At 67.0% G+C, this 16,371-nt stretch carries 9 protein-coding genes; 4 read left to right on the forward strand and 5 right to left on the reverse strand.

The genetic code is table 11. From position 1 onward, the window contains the following. Window positions 1-5 precede the first annotated feature (5 nt). On the reverse strand, window positions 6-1,013 hold the full coding sequence (locus tag IG178_RS11110) for a Fic family protein (RefSeq protein WP_193212617.1): 1,008 nt from the start codon (window positions 1,011-1,013) through the stop codon (window positions 6-8). Between the two features lie 5 nt (window positions 1,014-1,018). Between IG178_RS11110 and IG178_RS11115 the strand changes: the two genes are divergently transcribed. After that, window positions 1,019-1,456, forward strand: coding sequence for a helix-turn-helix transcriptional regulator (locus IG178_RS11115; RefSeq protein ID WP_193212618.1), 438 nt, complete (start codon window positions 1,019-1,021; stop codon window positions 1,454-1,456). Here IG178_RS11115 and ilvD read toward each other — a convergent pair. Next, on the reverse strand, window positions 1,402-3,243 hold the full coding sequence (gene ilvD / locus IG178_RS11120) for a dihydroxy-acid dehydratase (RefSeq protein WP_193212619.1): 1,842 nt from the start codon (window positions 3,241-3,243) through the stop codon (window positions 1,402-1,404). The two genes, IG178_RS11115 and ilvD, sit on opposite strands and share 55 nt — an antisense overlap. Before the next feature lie 172 nt (window positions 3,244-3,415). Between ilvD and IG178_RS11125 the strand changes: the two genes are divergently transcribed. Continuing rightward, window positions 3,416-4,729, forward strand: a complete 1,314-nt coding sequence (locus tag IG178_RS11125) for a cytochrome-c peroxidase (RefSeq protein WP_193212620.1) — start codon at window positions 3,416-3,418, stop codon at window positions 4,727-4,729. Between the two features lie 2 nt (window positions 4,730-4,731). Here IG178_RS11125 and IG178_RS11130 read toward each other — a convergent pair whose 3' ends face one another. Continuing rightward, window positions 4,732-9,093 (reverse strand): LamG-like jellyroll fold domain-containing protein, encoded by a 4,362-nt coding sequence (locus tag IG178_RS11130; protein WP_193212621.1) that lies wholly within the window; start codon window positions 9,091-9,093, stop codon window positions 4,732-4,734. A gap of 39 nt (window positions 9,094-9,132) precedes the next feature. Here IG178_RS11130 and IG178_RS11135 point away from each other — a divergent pair, with 39 nt between their 5' ends. Together IG178_RS11135 and IG178_RS11140 are read left to right on the forward strand one after the other, a co-directional pair. Further along, entirely contained in the window at window positions 9,133-9,534 is a 402-nt protein-coding gene (locus IG178_RS11135) for a hypothetical protein (protein ID WP_193212622.1), read from the forward strand. After that, window positions 9,501-10,001, forward strand: coding sequence for a hypothetical protein (locus tag IG178_RS11140; protein WP_193212623.1), 501 nt, complete (start codon window positions 9,501-9,503; stop codon window positions 9,999-10,001). The genes IG178_RS11135 and IG178_RS11140 overlap by 34 nt, the downstream gene beginning before the upstream one ends. Window positions 10,002-10,065: 64 nt before the next feature. Here the strand turns inward: IG178_RS11140 and IG178_RS11145 are convergent, their stop codons facing one another. Both IG178_RS11145 and IG178_RS11150 read right to left on the reverse strand, forming a co-directional pair. Next, window positions 10,066-13,956, reverse strand: coding sequence for an efflux RND transporter permease subunit (locus IG178_RS11145; RefSeq protein ID WP_193212624.1), 3,891 nt, complete (start codon window positions 13,954-13,956; stop codon window positions 10,066-10,068). A 148-nt stretch (window positions 13,957-14,104) separates the two neighbouring features. Next, entirely contained in the window at window positions 14,105-16,312 is a 2,208-nt protein-coding gene (locus IG178_RS11150; protein ID WP_193212625.1) for a heavy metal-binding domain-containing protein, read from the reverse strand. Window positions 16,313-16,371 lie beyond the last annotated feature (59 nt).

Raw genomic sequence — 16,371 nt, forward strand, 5'->3', positions numbered from 1 at the left:
CAACATCACAGACGGGTCAGCGCGTAGCGTCCGGTGCGCTGCGGTCCGACTTTCTCCACCAGCCCTGCATCAATGAGCGGATTCAGCACGTTCATGAGGCCCTGCTTTGATAGGTCCATCACCTCCCGCAGCTTGGCCGGGGCCATGCTCCCGTGATCGCGAAGGAGGTGGAGGACTCGCTCCTGCGCAGGGCTCAGGATCATTCTCGTCGGGGCCTCGACCCGCAGGCGTTGGACTCGCAACCAGACCTTCTCGAGCGTCTGCCGCAGTCCTTCGGCACAGTATTCCAACCAGCCGGAGAGGTCTTCTCCCGCGAGCCTCACGGCATCGAGCGCCGCATAGTAGGCCGGGCGGTCTTCCCAGTAGTATTCGTCCACCGAGAAGATGTGGTGGGTGTCGAAGCCACGCCGGTAGAGCTCCCACAGTGCCAACGCGCGACCGGTCCGGCCGTTCCCATCGGCAAACGGATGGATGTGCTCGAACCGGTAGTGAAGGATCGCGGAGCTGAGGATCGGCGAAATCCCCGGGGCCTTTTCGTTCCACCAGGTGAGCAACTCGAACATCAGCGGCGAAACATCCTCGGAAGCCGGAGGCAAGTGGCGCCCGACCTTCACGCCGATCGTCCGGTAGCGGCCTGCTTCGCCCTGATCCATCACCTCCCCTGCGAGGATCCGGTGCAGTTCGAAAAGATGCTCGTGTCCGATCCTCGCCTCGCCGACGTGCTGCTCCACGAAGCGCAGGCCCGCGAAGTAGTTCGTCACCTCACGCTCCGACCGCGGGTCGGCAGCGGCGAGCTCCTTGCCGTCAGCCAAGGCACGCACCTGTTCCAGCGTCAGCGGATTTCCCTCGATGGCGGTGGACGCATGGACGTTGCGAGTGCGGGTATCTTTCTGCAGCGCGGGAATCCACGACAGCTCCACCGACGCCCCGAGAATCCGCTCGCGCAACGCCGTGATCTCCTCCACCCGCGACAGCAAGAGGGGCGTGATGGTGAAAACGGGATCGTAGGCCATGCAGGATGGTCAAGTTTGCGTCCAGTTTTGCGCCCATCGGCCATAAGTCAAGTTTGCGTCCAGTTTTGCGTCAAGAGTTGGTTGCCGAAAGGCTCCGGATCGCGGACTTGGCCCAACGGGCGAGTACGATGGTATCGACCCTGCGCCAGCATTTCAGCGCGCTGATTTTCCTGTGCCCGCTGGAGATCCAAAAGCGGCTGCGCCTGAACGAAGCGAGACGCCGGATGCTCAACGGACAGATGGACGCCGCCACCGCCGCCTTCGAGGTCGGCTACGAAAGTCCCTCAAAGTTCAGCCGCGAATACAGCCGCCTCTTCGGCGCCCCGCCGATCTGGGACATCATGATCATCGCCGGTGGCCCGCATCGGGACCACCGGCGGGAACCAGCTTACGGGTCGAGCCGCACGGCGCCGACGCTGGCGTTGCCGACCAGGGCTGCGTAGGCCTTGAGGGCGCGGGAGACCTTGCGCGGCCGCGCTTCGGCGGGCTTCCATGCGGCATCGCCGCGGGCGTCCATGGCGGCGCGGCGTTCGGCGAGGGTTTCCGCGGAAAGCGCGACGTTGATGGTCCGGTTGGGGATGTCGATCTGGATGAGGTCGCCTTCCTCCAGCAAGCCGATGGCACCGCCCTCGGCGGCTTCCGGCGAGACGTGGCCGATGGAAAGTCCCGAGGTGCCGCCGGAGAAGCGGCCGTCGGTGATCAGCGCGCAGGCCTTGCCGAGCTTCATCGCCTTCAGGTAGCTGGTCGGATAGAGCATCTCCTGCATGCCCGGACCACCGCGCGGGCCTTCGTAGCGGATGATGACGACGTCGCCCTCGCCGATCTCCTTGCCGAGGATGCGCTTCACCGCCTCGTCCTGGCTTTCGCAGATCCGGGCGGGGCCGGAGAACTTGAGGATGCTGTCGTCGACGCCCGCGGTCTTCACCACGCAGCCCTGTTCGGCGATGTTGCCGAACAGCACCGCCAGGCCGCCGTCCTGGGAGAAGGCGTGCTCGCGCGAGCGGATGACGCCCTTTTCCCGGTCGGCATCGAGTTCCTTGTAGCGGCGCGACTGGCTGAAGGCCTGGGTGGTGCGCACGCCGCCGGGGGCCGCCTTGAAGAGCTCGTGGACCGCGGCTTCATCGGTGCGGGTGATGTCCCAGCGGTCGATGGCCTCGCCCAGGGTCGGGGCATGGATGGTGGTGACCTCGCGGTTCATCAGGCCGGCCTTTTCGAGGCAGCCGAGGATCCCGAAGATCCCGCCGGCACGGTGGACGTCCTCCATGTGCACGGTGCTGACCGCCGGCGCCACCTTGCACAGGCAGGGCGTGATGCGGCTCAAGCGGTCCATGTCGGCGAGGGTGAAGTCGACCTCCGCCTCGCGGGCGATCGCCAGCAGGTGGAGCACGGTGTTGGTCGAGCCGCCCATGGCGATGTCGAGCGCCATCGCGTTCTCGAAGGCCGCCTTGGTGGCGATCCCGCGCGGCGTGACCGAGTCGTCGCCGTCCTTGTAGTGGCGCTTGGCGAGGTCGACGATGAGCCGGCCGGCCCGGAGGAAGAGCTCCTTGCGGTCGGCGTGGGTGGCGAGGGTCGAGCCGTTGCCGGGCAACGCGAGGCCGAGGGCCTCCGCCAGGCAGTTCATCGAGTTGGCGGTGAACATGCCGGAGCACGAACCGCAGGTCGGGCAGGCGTTGTTTTCGAACTCGTCGACCTCGGCGTCGCTGAGGTCGGGATTGGCGGCCTGGACCATGGCGTCTACCAGGTCGACGGCGATCTCGTTGCCCTTGAAGACGACCTTGCCGGCCTCCATCGGCCCGCCGGAAACGAACACGGCGGGGATGTCGAGGCGCATCGCGGCCATCAGCATGCCGGGCGTGATCTTGTCGCAGTTGGAAATGCAGACCATCGCGTCGGCGCAGTGGGCGTTGACCATGTACTCGACGCTGTCGGCGATGATCTCGCGCGACGGCAGCGAGTAGAGCATGCCGTCGTGGCCCATCGCGATCCCGTCGTCGACGGCGATGGTATTGAACTCCTTGGCCACCCCGCCGGCGGCCTCGACCTCCCGCGCGACCATCTGGCCGAGGTCCTGGAGATGGACGTGGCCGGGCACGAACTGGGTGAAGGAATTGACGATCGCGACGATCGGCTTGCCGAAGTCGCCGTCCTTCATGCCGGTGGCGCGCCACAGGGCGCGGGCACCGGCCATGTTGCGGCCGGAGGTGGAAGTGCTGGAGCGGTAGGGCTTCATGTCGGTTGAATGCTTGGCGGACACGCCCGGCGTGTCGGCGGGGAACGCCCCCGGTCTTGCCGAAGATCGGGCCGCCGGCAAGCCCCGGGATGCGCCATGGCAATGCCCGCGGGTCGGAACCGGCCTCAGAAATGTATTTACAATATAAATCTTCCCGATAGTTCCATGAGGAATGCTCAAGAACCTTCTCCCCGGCCTGCTCCTTTGCCCGATGATGCAAGTATCGTGGGCGGAGCAAGCCGCCGAAAGCCCGGCTCAACTGCGGATCGAGAGCGGAACCGCCGGGGAGCTCGCGCTTGAGCTCGAAGATCGGGCGAATGCCTCGTGGCTGCTCCAAACCTCGCCCGATGGCCGCGAGTGGACCTCGTTGGAATCAGTAAGGGTCCCCAATTCGACTCTGTCGATCCGGGGCCTCGAGCTCCCTGCCAACCCCGCGAAGGGCTTTTTCCGGGCGGTTTCCGTCGGCAGCACGCCCCCCCTTTCCCTCGAGGAAGCCCTGGCCCTCCCGGCTACCACGTACAACTATGCCAAGGCCAACAACACCCCGTCGCACCTGGCGCGGATCGTGAGCCGGGTTACCATCGACAACCGGAAGGCGACCCTCGGCCGGGTGTTGTTTTACGACCGCCGCCTCTCGGCGAACAATGCGGTCTCTTGCGCGTCCTGCCACCTCCAGGAGAACGCCTTTGCAGATCCGCAGCGCCTGAGCCCGGGTTTCGAGGGACGATTGACCGATCGCAATACCCACACCTTGTTGGGCGTCCGGACCTATGGCGGGCGGACAAGCGAGGTCTTCATGGACGGCCGTGCAACCAACCTCCGCGAAGCCATCTCGAGCGTCATCGAGCATCCCTCGGAAATGGGTATGAGCCTCGAGTCCCTGCCGGCGAAGCTCGCCGCGGAGCCGTACTACCAGCCGCTGTGGCAAGCCGCCTTCGGCGAGTTGCCGGTGTCGGGCGAGGGGGTGGTGGAAGCGTTGGCGCAATTCGTCGAGGCCATGCCCACCTTCTCCACCCGCTACGATGCCTTCCTGACCGGAGATTTGCAGGCGCTCACCGCCCAGGAGCAACAGGGTCGAACGGTGTTCGGTCAGCGCTGCAATGGCTGTCACATCCAACCACTGGTCTCCGGCCAGAGCTTCGAAAACAACGGGCTGGACGCCGTCACCACCGATCCGGGACGGGGCGCGGTGACCGGTCTCGCGAGCGACATGGGAAAGTTCCGGCCTCCGTCCTTGAGGAACATCGCCCGGACCGCCCCCTACATGCACGACGGACGCTTCGCGACGCTCCGCGAGGTCATCGAGTTCTACGACCACGGCACCCGGCCCCATCCGAACCGGTCGTCGAAGCTGGAACAACCGATAAACCTCAGCGAGGCGGACAAGCTCGCCCTCGAGGCGTTCCTCCGCTCGCTGGATGATACCGCCCCGGACGATCCGGCCTTTTCGGATCCGTTCCGGAGCGAGCTGGAAATCGGCCCGTGATCCTAGGTCGATGGTGCCGTGTAGCGCAGCCGGTAGAAGCACCTCTCCGGCCGGGTGGGCGGCACGACTTCGAAATCCAGCTCCACCCCGGCGATGTCGAGGTCGGCACTGCCCTCCCAATCCGGTCCCGGCGTCGCGCCCCACTCGAGCGTGAAGGTTCCCGTGGGGATCACCTTGTTCACGACGAGCAGGGGCTCGCCCGACGGGCCGCGGACGAGCCGCAGCTGGAGGCGTGAATGGGGATCGGCGGGATCGAAGTCGAACAGGAACTCGACCCCGTTGGCCATTCCGTCGCCGTCGGGGTCGGCCGACTTCAGGGCATCGGCGCCTTCCAGTCCCTTCGCGGCCGCCCAGGCGACGTAGGGATCGATCTGCTGGAAACCGGCAACCACGGTCTTCGCCGCGTCCACGAGTACGCTGGTCGACGTACTTCCGGGCTCCTCGACCCCGGCTCCGGTCCACCCCGTGAATTCCCAGCCGCTGGCGGGAGTGGCGGTGATCGCGACGTGGGATCCGGCCTCCACGATGCCACCGCCGGTGACTTCACCGCCCTCGGCGGGCGACGCGACGACCTGAAGCTCCACCATCTCCACGAAGCTGAGCCGGATCCGCGAGTTCTCGCCGCTGCCGTAGTCGACCTCGGCGTGGAGGCCCGCCGGCAACTGGATCACCGGTTGGCCGCTCAAGGTGCCGGTGTACTCGGCCAGGGTGTGGGCGGATCCCGCGGCCGGCGGCCCGCCGGGGAGCTCGACGATGATCGCTCCGCCGGACCAATCGCAGTCGCCGTTGATCGTCAGCGGCACCTCGCCCGGGCCGGACAGGGGGAGCACCAGGTTGCCGCCGCTTTGGACGAACGACCCCACCGTCACGGCGGTCGTCCCGAACCGCAGCTCCCCTTCCCCGAGCGTCAAGGCAAGCCCCGGATCCAAGGCCCCGGCCAGGGTCAGGGCGGCCGGCCCGGCCTTGGTGAAGGCCAGGTCTTCCCCCAGATCGCCGGCATAGGTCCGGTCGGTGACCGGATGGACGGTCAAGGACGACGAAGCACCGCTGCCCCGGATGATGCCGCGGGTGCCCGCGAGCTCACCGATGGACGAGGCCGCGTCGCCGACCTGGACGACCGGGCTGCCGCCTTCCAGGCGGAGTGACGCGTCCGGGTTGTTCCAGGGATGGTCCAGCTGGAGCAGGGATTCGTCGCCGTTCAGGATCACCGCGGACAGCGAGTCGAGGCCCGCGGGACTTTCGTTGGTCAAGCGCGACCGGCGGCCGAGCGTGACCGTGCCGGTCCCCAGCGCGTTGGCGGCTTCCGCGCGCAGCGCCGCGAAGTCGTCGCCGCCCGCGGTGTGGCTCACCGACCAGTGCCCGCGGAAAGGATTGTCCGCCGAAACGACCGACAGCGCCCGCAGGTTGGCCGTGGTCGCCCCCGCGTTGCTGTCGGAAACCACGGCGATGTTGCCGTCGCCGGAGATCTCGCCGCTGAAGATCGCACGGTTGCCGTAGCTGCCGCCGTTCAGGCGGACTTCCGCATCGCCCGCAAATCCGAGCGCCGCCGCCACGGTGTGGGTCGAGGTGCCGACCGAACAGCGGAAGCGGATCCCGCCGCCGTTCTCGACCCGGGTCGCCGGCAGGTTGTAGGTGACCTTCTGCTCGGTGGTCGAATGGAGCCGCGCCAGATCGAGGATGCCCCCGGCCGCAATCCGCAGTCCGCCGGCGACCAGCGCCTGGCTGTTAGAGCCGGTGTTGTTCGAGGTGACGACATGCGCGACGGCATAGGCTTCGCCGCTGTCCTGGCTGCCGGTCACCGGGGCTGCCAGCCCGTCGTTCCAGGTGGTCCCGGCGTTCCACGCGCCGTCGGCGATGGACGTGATGTGGTCGTCGATCACCAGGGTGGCAACCGCCGGATCGCCCGCCTGGTACTTCGGGTCGGGCGACAGGGAAACGACCACGGATTCAGTCAGGCCGTCCGGCGCGGCCGCGATGGGCTCGACAATGATCGTTTGCGACAGGACGCCGTCCGGCAGCGTCACGCTGGACGGAATCGCCACATAGTCGATACCGGCCACCGCGTCACCCCCGGTCGCGAACGGGACCGTGATCTCACCAAGCGGGTGATCGCGGGCGATCGTGAACGAGCCCGGCCGCGGTCCCAGCTTCGACGCGGACGACGAGGCGCGGACCGTCACCACCGGCAACGGCGCGGCTTGAACGGTGAAGGAAACCGGCGCGGAATCCACCTGATAACCCCAGTCGCCATAACTCGTCCGCGCGGTGACGGTGTGGGCGCCGGGGGGAATCGCGAAGGCCGTCGCCTGGTAGGGCGGTTGGCTCGTCTCGGCGAACACCGTGCTGCCTTCGACGAAGGCCACGCGGTCGACGAGCTCCGGCAGCGAACCGACGCTGGCGGCGAAGCCTACGCTCAGCGGTGAAATCTCCGATCCCGCCACCGGCGAGGTCAGCGTCACGGCCGGGGGCGTGAGTGCCTGCTGATAGAGCGACTCGATGTCGGCGCCGTCCAGGGTGCTGGTGTAAACGCGGACGTCGTCGAGCCAGCCCTTGTAGTGGCGGCTCACGCTGTTGGGATCCCATGCGAGATACATCGTCCCGTTGAACGCTTCGGTCGGCTGGCTGGCGGCGTTGGTGGCGCTTTGCAGGCCGCCGGGCGAGCGCAGGTGCAGCGTGGTCCCGCCGGGCGACACGCACATCGCGACCAGGCACCAGGTGTCGTCCGGAACCACCAGGCCCGAGTCCCAGGTGTGGCCGCTCCCATTCCACGTGTAGCGGAGCTCGTTGGCATTTCCAAAATGGAAGCCGGACACGGACGAGCCGGCGCGGGTGAAGATGAAGGGCGAGAAGGGATACTGTGGACCGTCGCGCTTGACCCAGGCGGTGAAGGTCAGGGTGTTGGTGTTGTAGCCGGGCGCGGGGATCGTGGTCTGATCGTCGATGCCATCGTAGCCGGCAGCCCCGCGGGTCACCGGACAGGCGCCGGGCTGGCCGCCGAGGACCCCGTTTTCATGGCTGCCGTCTTGAGTGGCCCGCACGAGGTTGGCAGCGGAGCCGTCGTCGAGCGGCCAGTGGTCGGCCAAGGTCAGGGTTTCCGCACGGGGTCGCAGCATGGCATGGCCGACCGCCTGCATGCCCGAGGCATCGACGATCCGGTAGCGGAACCAGTCGGTGCCCGCGGAAAGTCCGGCGGGCGGGGTGTAGAGCACCTCGTCGCGTCCGCCCGGACCGGTGCCGGCCGATCGCTCGAGGCTGCCGCCGGCACTCGAGACGTCGTCGAAGGATAGCAGGCTGATCGCTTCCCCGTTCGAGTCCGAATCGTTGCCGAGGACGTCAATGCGGACCGGAGTGTCGCGGAGGAAGGCGGCGGTGTCCTGGTTGGCACGCGGCGGCAAGGGGAACGGATAGTTGCCGATCCCGTCCAGGATGGCCGACTTGGCATTGCGATGGGCGATGACTTTCCTCAGCTCCGGGCTGGAAAGACGCGACAACGAGTTGCCCGACATGATCGTCGTGCCTTCCGGGTTGCCGCCGCCTTCGTAGTGCGACGAGCTCCAGTTGTGGCCGACCTCGTGCCGCCAGACGTTCCAGAAGTCGCCACCGCCGTCCGAATCGTTGGCCGAGTAGCGGTTGGAGGTGCCGATCGCGCCGACCCAGGCAAGGCCGCCGTTCGCGGAGGCGTGGATGACCGCCGCCACGTCATGGCCCGTGCCCATCGGGACACCGGCATTCCACAGCGACTTCACGTGGGGCAGCAGCTCGCCGGTGGTCCCGCCGTCGGGAGCATAGGGATCCTGACCGGCATCGGCGCGGATGACGATTTTCCCGATCCGGTGGAGGATGGCGGCATCGCGGAGATAGATCATGTCGGTGCACAGCACCGAGAACTCGCACTTGGCGACGACGGCCGCGGCACTTCCCCCGCAGGCGGTGAAGTGGCTGAAGGTCGAGTCGATCCCGACCTCCGCCACGCGGACATCTGATCCCGCGCCCCCTTCCCCGACCACGGTCGTCGGCCAGGCAGGCGTCACATCGGGCCCTCCGACGGAGGCGTCACCCCCGGTGGTGGTCCTGGTCTTGCCGTCCTCGAGGCTGATGCGGGCCCACAAGGTGCCGTCCTCGTGGAGCAGCCCGCAGGCAAGCGCCCCGGGCAACTCGTCCACCGTGCCCAGATAGGTGCGGGCCAGGTCGGGATCGTGAGCGAGGTAGGTCCCGTCCGGCTGCTGCACCAGGACCTCGAAGTTGGCGCTGCGGATGGGATGCAGGGCGAAACGAACCGTGACCGTTTCCGCCCCTTTGGTGATCGTGCGGGTGAAGCTCGCCGGCGGCACCTGGCCTACCGCAGTCGACGGGGCCCATGTCATGGCCACCAGAACCAGAGAAGAGAGGGACCGGTAGCGCAGATGAGAGAAAAGCTTGGAAGGAAACATGCGGATGCAGAAGAAAGCGCCTGGCAGGCTTATTGCAGGAAAGACCGGCTGAAAAACGGCCATCAACATCACCATTTGACTTCAATAATGCGCATTATTCCCAAACCAGAGCTCCCCGACAAGTGGGAATGCCACGCCGCCATTGCGCTGCCCTTGTTCGTGATCCATCCGATCCTCAAGGCCACCCAGACCGGCACCGTGGCGTTTGCGGTCCGAATTGGCGCCACCGAGCTGAATCGTGCATTCGCAGCCCGGAGGGGCATCGAACCGATTCAACGGACGAAGGATCTGGTCCTGTTTCGGGCTGGTGCCCGCAGTTGGGGCTCAAGTAGGTTCCTTGCTTGCCAACGAACAAGAGCCGCCGTCCCAGAATAGCCGCTGCCTTCCTCGCCGGCGCAGTGGTATGCTACTTTTTCCTGCGCCCGACACCGGAGAGCGTGATGAACGACTTCTACCTGAACGATGCCGGACGGGCGGAAGACATGCTCATGGACCCACTGATCCTGCACACCGACCTGGTGAAGGATCGGGTGATCGCAGAAGTTGTGGATCGGACGATACCAAAACGACTCTACGCCATCGGTTTCCTCGGCGTCGCCGGAGTGACCGAGGCCTTGCCGGTTCTTCGCACAATCCTTGCCGACGAGAGCGAAGAGGATACTTTTCGAAGAGTCGCCCTAACGAGCATCTATCAGATCTCACCCGAAGAGGGCCTGACACTCGCCAAACAATATCAGGCGAGGTCTGACGACCTTGGTTCGGCCGCGGGAGAAATCGTGGACGGGAGCGCCAGAATCTTCACCCGCACCTACTGGGAAGCCTTCTGGGGACGTCATCACTAGGCTTTGGGGACGGGCCGGATATCATCCAGATTCAAGAGGGGCTGCAACTTCGCGGCCCAACGGGTCAGTCTTCCTTGCCGACCAGCTCCTGCTTCAGCGAGTAGAGCACCGGGACCACGAACATCGTCATCAGCTCGACCAGCATCCCGCCGAAGATCGGCACGGCCATCGGCGCCATCAGGTCGGAGCCGCGGCCGGTCGAGGTGAGCACGGGAAGCAAGGCCAGCAGCGTGGTGGCGGTGGTCATCAGGCAGGGGCGCACCCGCCGCTTGCCGGCGTCGACCACCGCCTCGCGGATGGCCGCCGTTCCCCGCGGTTTCAGTTCGTCGAAGCGCTGGCGGAGATAGGTCGACATCACCACGCCGTCGTCGGTGGCGATCCCGAACAAGGCCAGGAAGCCGACCCAAACCGCGGTCGAGAGGTTGATCGGCGAGACTTGGAACAGCTGCCGGAGGTTGTGGCCGAACAGCTCGAAGTCGAGGAAACCCGACCGGCCGTAGAGCCACAGCAGCAGGAAGCCGCCCGACCAAGCCACCGCGACGCCGGAAAATACGATGAACGTCGTGGTGACCGACTTGTTGTCGAAGTAGAGCAGGATGAAAATCGCGCCGAGACACAGCGGCACCATCACCATCAGCGTCCGGTTGAACTCGAGCGCGGCCTCGTAATTTCCGGCGAACTCGTAGCGGATGCCCGGCGCCCGGACCAGCTTGCCGTCCCGCTCCTTGCCGTCCAGATAACGCCGGGCCGCCTCCACCACGTCGACCTCGGCGTGGCCGGGCTGCGAGCCGAAGGTGACGTAGCCGGTGAGGAAGGTGTCCTCGGCCTTGATCATCTGCGGTCCCCGCAGGTAGCGGATGCCGGCAAGCTGGGACAGCGGCACCTGCGCACCTTCCTTGCCCGTCACCAGCACCCGGCCGAGGGCCTCCTGGCTGTCGCGCATCTCGCGCTGGTAGCGGACCTGGACCGCGAAGCGCTCGCGCCCTTCCACGGTCGTCGTCACCACCCGGCCGCCGATCGCGGTCTGGATCGTCTCGTGGATGTCGGCGATGTTCAGCCCGTACCTCGACGCCGCGTCGCGGTCCGGCACGATCTCCAGGTAGGGCTTCCCGACGATCCGGTCGGCATTGACCGTCTCGGCCGCCAGCCCGGGGATCTCCCCCGTCCGCATCAAGCTCTCCAGTTGCAGGCCGAACTTCTCGATGTCTTCCAGCGTGCGGCCCTTGATCTTGATCCCCATCGGCGCCCGCATCCCGGTGCGCAGCATCACCAGCCGGGTTTCGATCGGTTGCAGCTTCGGCGCCCCGGTCACCCCGGGCAGCCGCGCGGCCTCCTCGATCTTCGCCCAGATGTCGTCAGGGCTGCGGATCTCCGGCCGCCACTGCCGGAACGGCTTGCCCCGGGGGTCCTCGATCAGGTGACCGGAGGCATCGTAGGCGAAATTGCCGTCGTCCATGGTGCGGAACCGCAGCACCCGCCCCTTGTCGTCGGATTTGAATTCGGAAACATAGTTCACCACCGTCTCGACCATCGAGATCGGCGCCGGATCGAGCGGTGAGTCGACCCGGCCGATCTTGCCGACGACGCGCTCCACCTCCGGGATCGCCGCGACCGCCGAGTCGAGCTGGCCAAGTGTTTCCATCGCTTCGTCGATCGATGCGTGCGGGCTGATCGTCGGCATCAGCAGGAAGGATCCCTCATCCAGGGCCGGCCGGAATTCGCGGCCGAGTCCGGGGAACTTCGCCGTGGCGTCCTGCCACAGCCGCGTTTCGCGTATCCCTTCGCCCGCAAGCCGCGGCACGAAGTCGAAGACCCGGGGGAAGCCGAGCCATATGCAGAAGGCCAGCGCCAGCATCACCGCCGGCGCGGTGAGGAATAGCGGCTTGTGCGCCAGGCACCAGCGCAGCACCGATGAGTAGCCGAGCTCAAACAGGCGGAAGCCCAGCAGCAGTCCGCCGACCACGAGCACCACGAACACCAGGTTCTCCGGCGTGTTGCGGTCCAGCCCGAGCGGCATCCAGTCGAGCGTCAACAGCAGCACCACCGCCAGCGCGGCCAGCACATTCACTCCCACCGCCACACCGTGCCGCCACCGGCCGGCGACCCGGCGCTCGAACCAGAGTCCGGCGGCAAGCACCAGCAACGCCAGCGCCAGCCAGCCCGAAAAACCGAGCGCCAGCAGGGCGGCGGCCACCAGCAGGCCGGACACCAGCACCCGGCGGTCGCGCAGCGCCTTCGGCACCGAGCCGAACAGCAGGTGGGCCACCGGCGGGATAATGGTCAGCGCCACGATGATCGAGGCGACCAGCGCGAAGGACTTGGTGAAGGCCAGCGGGCGGAACAGCCGCCCTGCCTCCCCGGTCATGGTGAAGACCGGCAGGAAGCTGACCACCGTCGTCGCCACCGAAGTGGTCACCGCCGAGGCCACCTCGGTGACCGCGCGATAGATCACCGCCGACTTCGCCTCGTCCGGCGGGGCCTCGTCGAGGTGCTTGAGGATGTTCTCCGTCAGGACGATCCCGACATCGACCACGGTGCCGATAGCGATCGCTATCCCCGACAGGGCGACGATATTGGCATCCACCCCGGCGATCTTCATGGTGATGAAGGTGATCAGCACCGCGAGCGGCAGCATCGCCGAGATCAGCACGCTGGTCCGCAGGTGCATCACCATCACGATCACCACGATGATCGTCACCAGCACCTGCTGGTAGAGTGCGTCGTCGAGCGTGTTGAGCGTCTCACCGATCAGCTTGGAGCGATCGTAGAAGGGGACGATCGTCATCTTGGAAGTCGTCAGCCAGTCCGGCCACTCCGCCCGCGCAGTCCCCCGGGTGAAGGCCAGCCAGGATTCCCGGTCCATGGTCCCGTCGGCCTCGAAGGCCGGTTCGATCCCGTGTTCCGCGGCGAAACCCGCCGCCGTGGATGGGTCCACCTTGGTCCAGTCGATCACCGCCCGCAGTGGCAGCGCGGCCTCGAGCTCGGCGATCTTCTTCTTGGTGTTGCGGATCGTCTCCAGCGGGTTGGCGCCGTAGCGCGCGACCACCACCCCGCCGGCGGCATCCGCGCCGTTGACGTCAAGGCCGCCGCGGCGCATCGCCGGTCCCAGCGTCACCGTCGCCACATCGGCCACCGTCACCGGGGTGTTCCCGCGCACCACCACCACCGCCTTCTCGAGGTCAGCCGGGCTGTCGACATAGCCGGTGCCACGCAGGAAGTATTCCACGCCGTTGACCGCCAGGTTGCGGGCACCGATCTCCTGGTTCGACTTGCGCACCGCATCGACGACCTGGGCCAGGGTGACCCCGTTGGCGCGCAGCGCGTCGGGATCGACATCGACCTGATACTGCCGCTGGTAGCCGCCGACCGAAGCCACTTCCGCGACCCCTTCCGCCGCCAGCAGCGCGTAGCGGACCTGCCAGTCCTGCGTCGCCCGCAGCTCGTCGAGGTCCCAGCCCCCGGCCGGCTTGCCGTCCGGGTCGCGGCCTTCGAGGACATACCAGAAGACCTGCCCGAGCCCGGTCGCGTCCGGACCCAGCGTCGGCGTCACCGCTTCCGGCAACAGGTCGGCGGGCAGCGAGTTGAGCTTTTCCAGCAAGCGACTACGACTCCAGTAGAACTCGACGTCCTCCTCGAAGATCAGGTAGACATACGAACTGCCGAACATCGAGTAGGAGCGAACCTCCCGCACCCCCGGCACCCCGAGCAGGGCCACGGTCAGCGGGTAGGTGATCTGGTCCTCGACGTCCTGCGGCGAGCGCCCGGGCCAGTCGGTGTAGACGATCTGCTGGTTGTCGCCCAGGTCCGGGATGGCATCGACCGCCACCGGGTCGCGCGGGTAGTTCCCGGTGTCCCAGTCGAAGGGCGCCACCTTGACGCCCCAGCCGATGAAGAAGGCCAGCAGGAGCAGCACCACCAGCTTCTGGTGCAGGCAGAAATGGATGAGCTTGTTCATCTTTGGAGTGCGGTGGCAGAGCGCAGCGGCGACACCGCTTTCCGGGGAAAGGTCGATTCGGGGTGGATCAGGAAACGGAAGCCGCCGAGATGACATGAAAGCGGTGTCGTCGCTCGCAGGCTCGCTATGCCACCGCACTCCAAGGCCCTCATTCGCCGCCTCCTTTCTCCACCGAAAGCGTGTCGGTGACCGTGCCGCAACTGAACATTGCGTCCCCGAAGTAGGGATTCTCGACCACCGGTTTGTCGGCAATCCAGTCGGCGCCCTGGTTCTTGAAGGCCATCGGGCAGTGCACCACGTAGGCATTGCCGACCGCATCGAGACCCTTCTCGCGGGTCAGCGCGATCAGCTTGTCGCTGAGCCGCTGGAAGGACGCGCGCCGCGGCTTGATGCCATCGGCTGAGGCCAACTCCTGCGCCAGAGCAGCGAGATCGGGGGCCTCGGCCAGCGGACTGGCAGCTAGAGTTGCGGCCATCGCCCCGGCCGCCTTGGCCGCAGCCCCGTCATCGTCCCCCGCCAGGGCAGCGGCCACCGGCAGGTAAGCTGCGATCGCCGACTTCAAGGCCTTGGCCGTCGCCGGTTCGGCCGGCGGCGGGGCTTCCGGCTGGTAGGGCAGACCGAGGTAGCGACCGGCTTCCTCGACCGCCCGCGCCACCCCGCGGGCCGCCGCGGCGGGATTGCCTGCGACGTCTTCCCGTGCCTCCGCGAGTTCATTGAGCAGGCGCGAGGAAAACTCCTTCCACAGCGCCGCCTCCTCGTCCTGCAAGGCCGAGCTATCGATGCCGCGGACCAGCGCGGCGAGCGCCGCGATCTCCTTCTCCGATGGTTCCCGTAGCAAGCGCCCCAGTTCACGCGGTACCGGCGACCACTGGCCGGCCAGTTCCTTCGACGCCGAATTCGCCGGCTTCTCGTCCAGGCCCGCCCCGGGGTTCATCATCGACGGCTTGGCCCGGATCTGCAGTTCGGAGTCGAGCTTGAAGGCGCCGCGAGTCACCACCAGCTCGCCCTCCTCGAGACCTTCCGCCACCACGAAGCGGTCGCCGACCCGCGGGCCCAGCACGATCTGGCGGCCCTCGAACTTCGGTCCGTCCTCGTCGGGCAAGCGCACGTAGACCACCGCCCGCTTGCCGGTCCGGAGCACCGCGGACGCCGGGATCAGCAGCGGCTCGCCGGACGTGCCCGCGGCGGTCACAAAGCCCAGCGTCTCCGCCGGCACCAGATCCATCCCGCAGATATCGCATTGCCCCGGCCCGTCCTTGACGATCTCCGGGTGCATCGGGCTGACCCACTTCCCCGCCATCGAGGGATCGATCACCTTGCCGTTGGCCGCTGTCTTCGAGCGCGCCACCGCCGCGGCGAACATCCCCGGTTTCAGGAGCAGTCCCGCGTTGTCGACATTCACCCGCACCCTCGTCACCCGCCGCAGCGGGTCGATCTCCGGATCAATGAAGGCGATCCGGCCGTGGAACACCTCGCCCGGCAGCGCTTCCACCGTGAAGCTCAGGTCCTGGGCGTAGCGCAACCACTGCAGGTCACTCTCGTAGGCCTCGAGTTTGAGCCACACCGTCGAAAGGTCGGCGATCTTGAACAAGGGGTCGCCGGTCTTCACATACTGTCCCTCGCTGGCGAGCTTGGAGGTCACGATACCGGCCTGCGGCGTGTAGAGGGTCAGGTGGTCCTGCGGTTGCCGCGAGAGCTCGATGTCCGCGATCTGCTGCTCGGTGAACTGCAGCAGCCGCAGCTTCTCGCGCGCCGCTTCAAGCAGGCGGCGGCGGGTATCCCGCACCACCGCCGAGGCACCGGAGGCGAGCCCATCGACGGCCCGCCGCCCCTCGATCAGTTCCCGCTGCGCGACCAGCAGGTCGGGCGAATAGATCTCGGCCAGGTGGTCGCCCTTCTGCACCGGGGCGCCGGTGTAGTCGACGAACAGCCGGTCGAGCCGGCCCGCCACCCTCGAGGTGATGGTATTCATACTACGTTCGTCGTAGTCAATCCGGCCGAACAGCCTGACCTCCGCCTCGGCCGCTTCCCGGACCACCGGCGCGACCCGCAGGTCGAGCAATGCCGCCGACTCGGGGGACACGCTGACCTCGCGCAGGCCGCCGCCTCCGCCGCCGCTCAACGGGATCAGGTCCATGTTGCAAATCGGGCACAGGCCCGGCCCCGGCTGGCGGATCTGCGGGTGCATCGAGCAGGTCCAGACCTGCCCGCTTTCGGCATCGTGGTCGTGTTCGTCGTGCTTGGCGGGCGGCAGGCCGAACCACCAGCCCAGCAGGAAAAGCCCGAGTGGCAGCAGGACGGACAGGATGGCGCGCGGCGACCGGCGCAGCCGCTGGAAAAGTTCGGAAGGCTTCATGACAACTTTGGAGTGCGGTGGCAGAGCGCAGCGGCGACACCGCTTTCGCGGCGCCCCGG

This window comes from Neoluteolibacter marinus, from assembly GCF_014904755.1.
GTDB classification, from domain to species: Bacteria; Verrucomicrobiota; Verrucomicrobiia; order Verrucomicrobiales; family Akkermansiaceae; genus Haloferula; species Haloferula marina.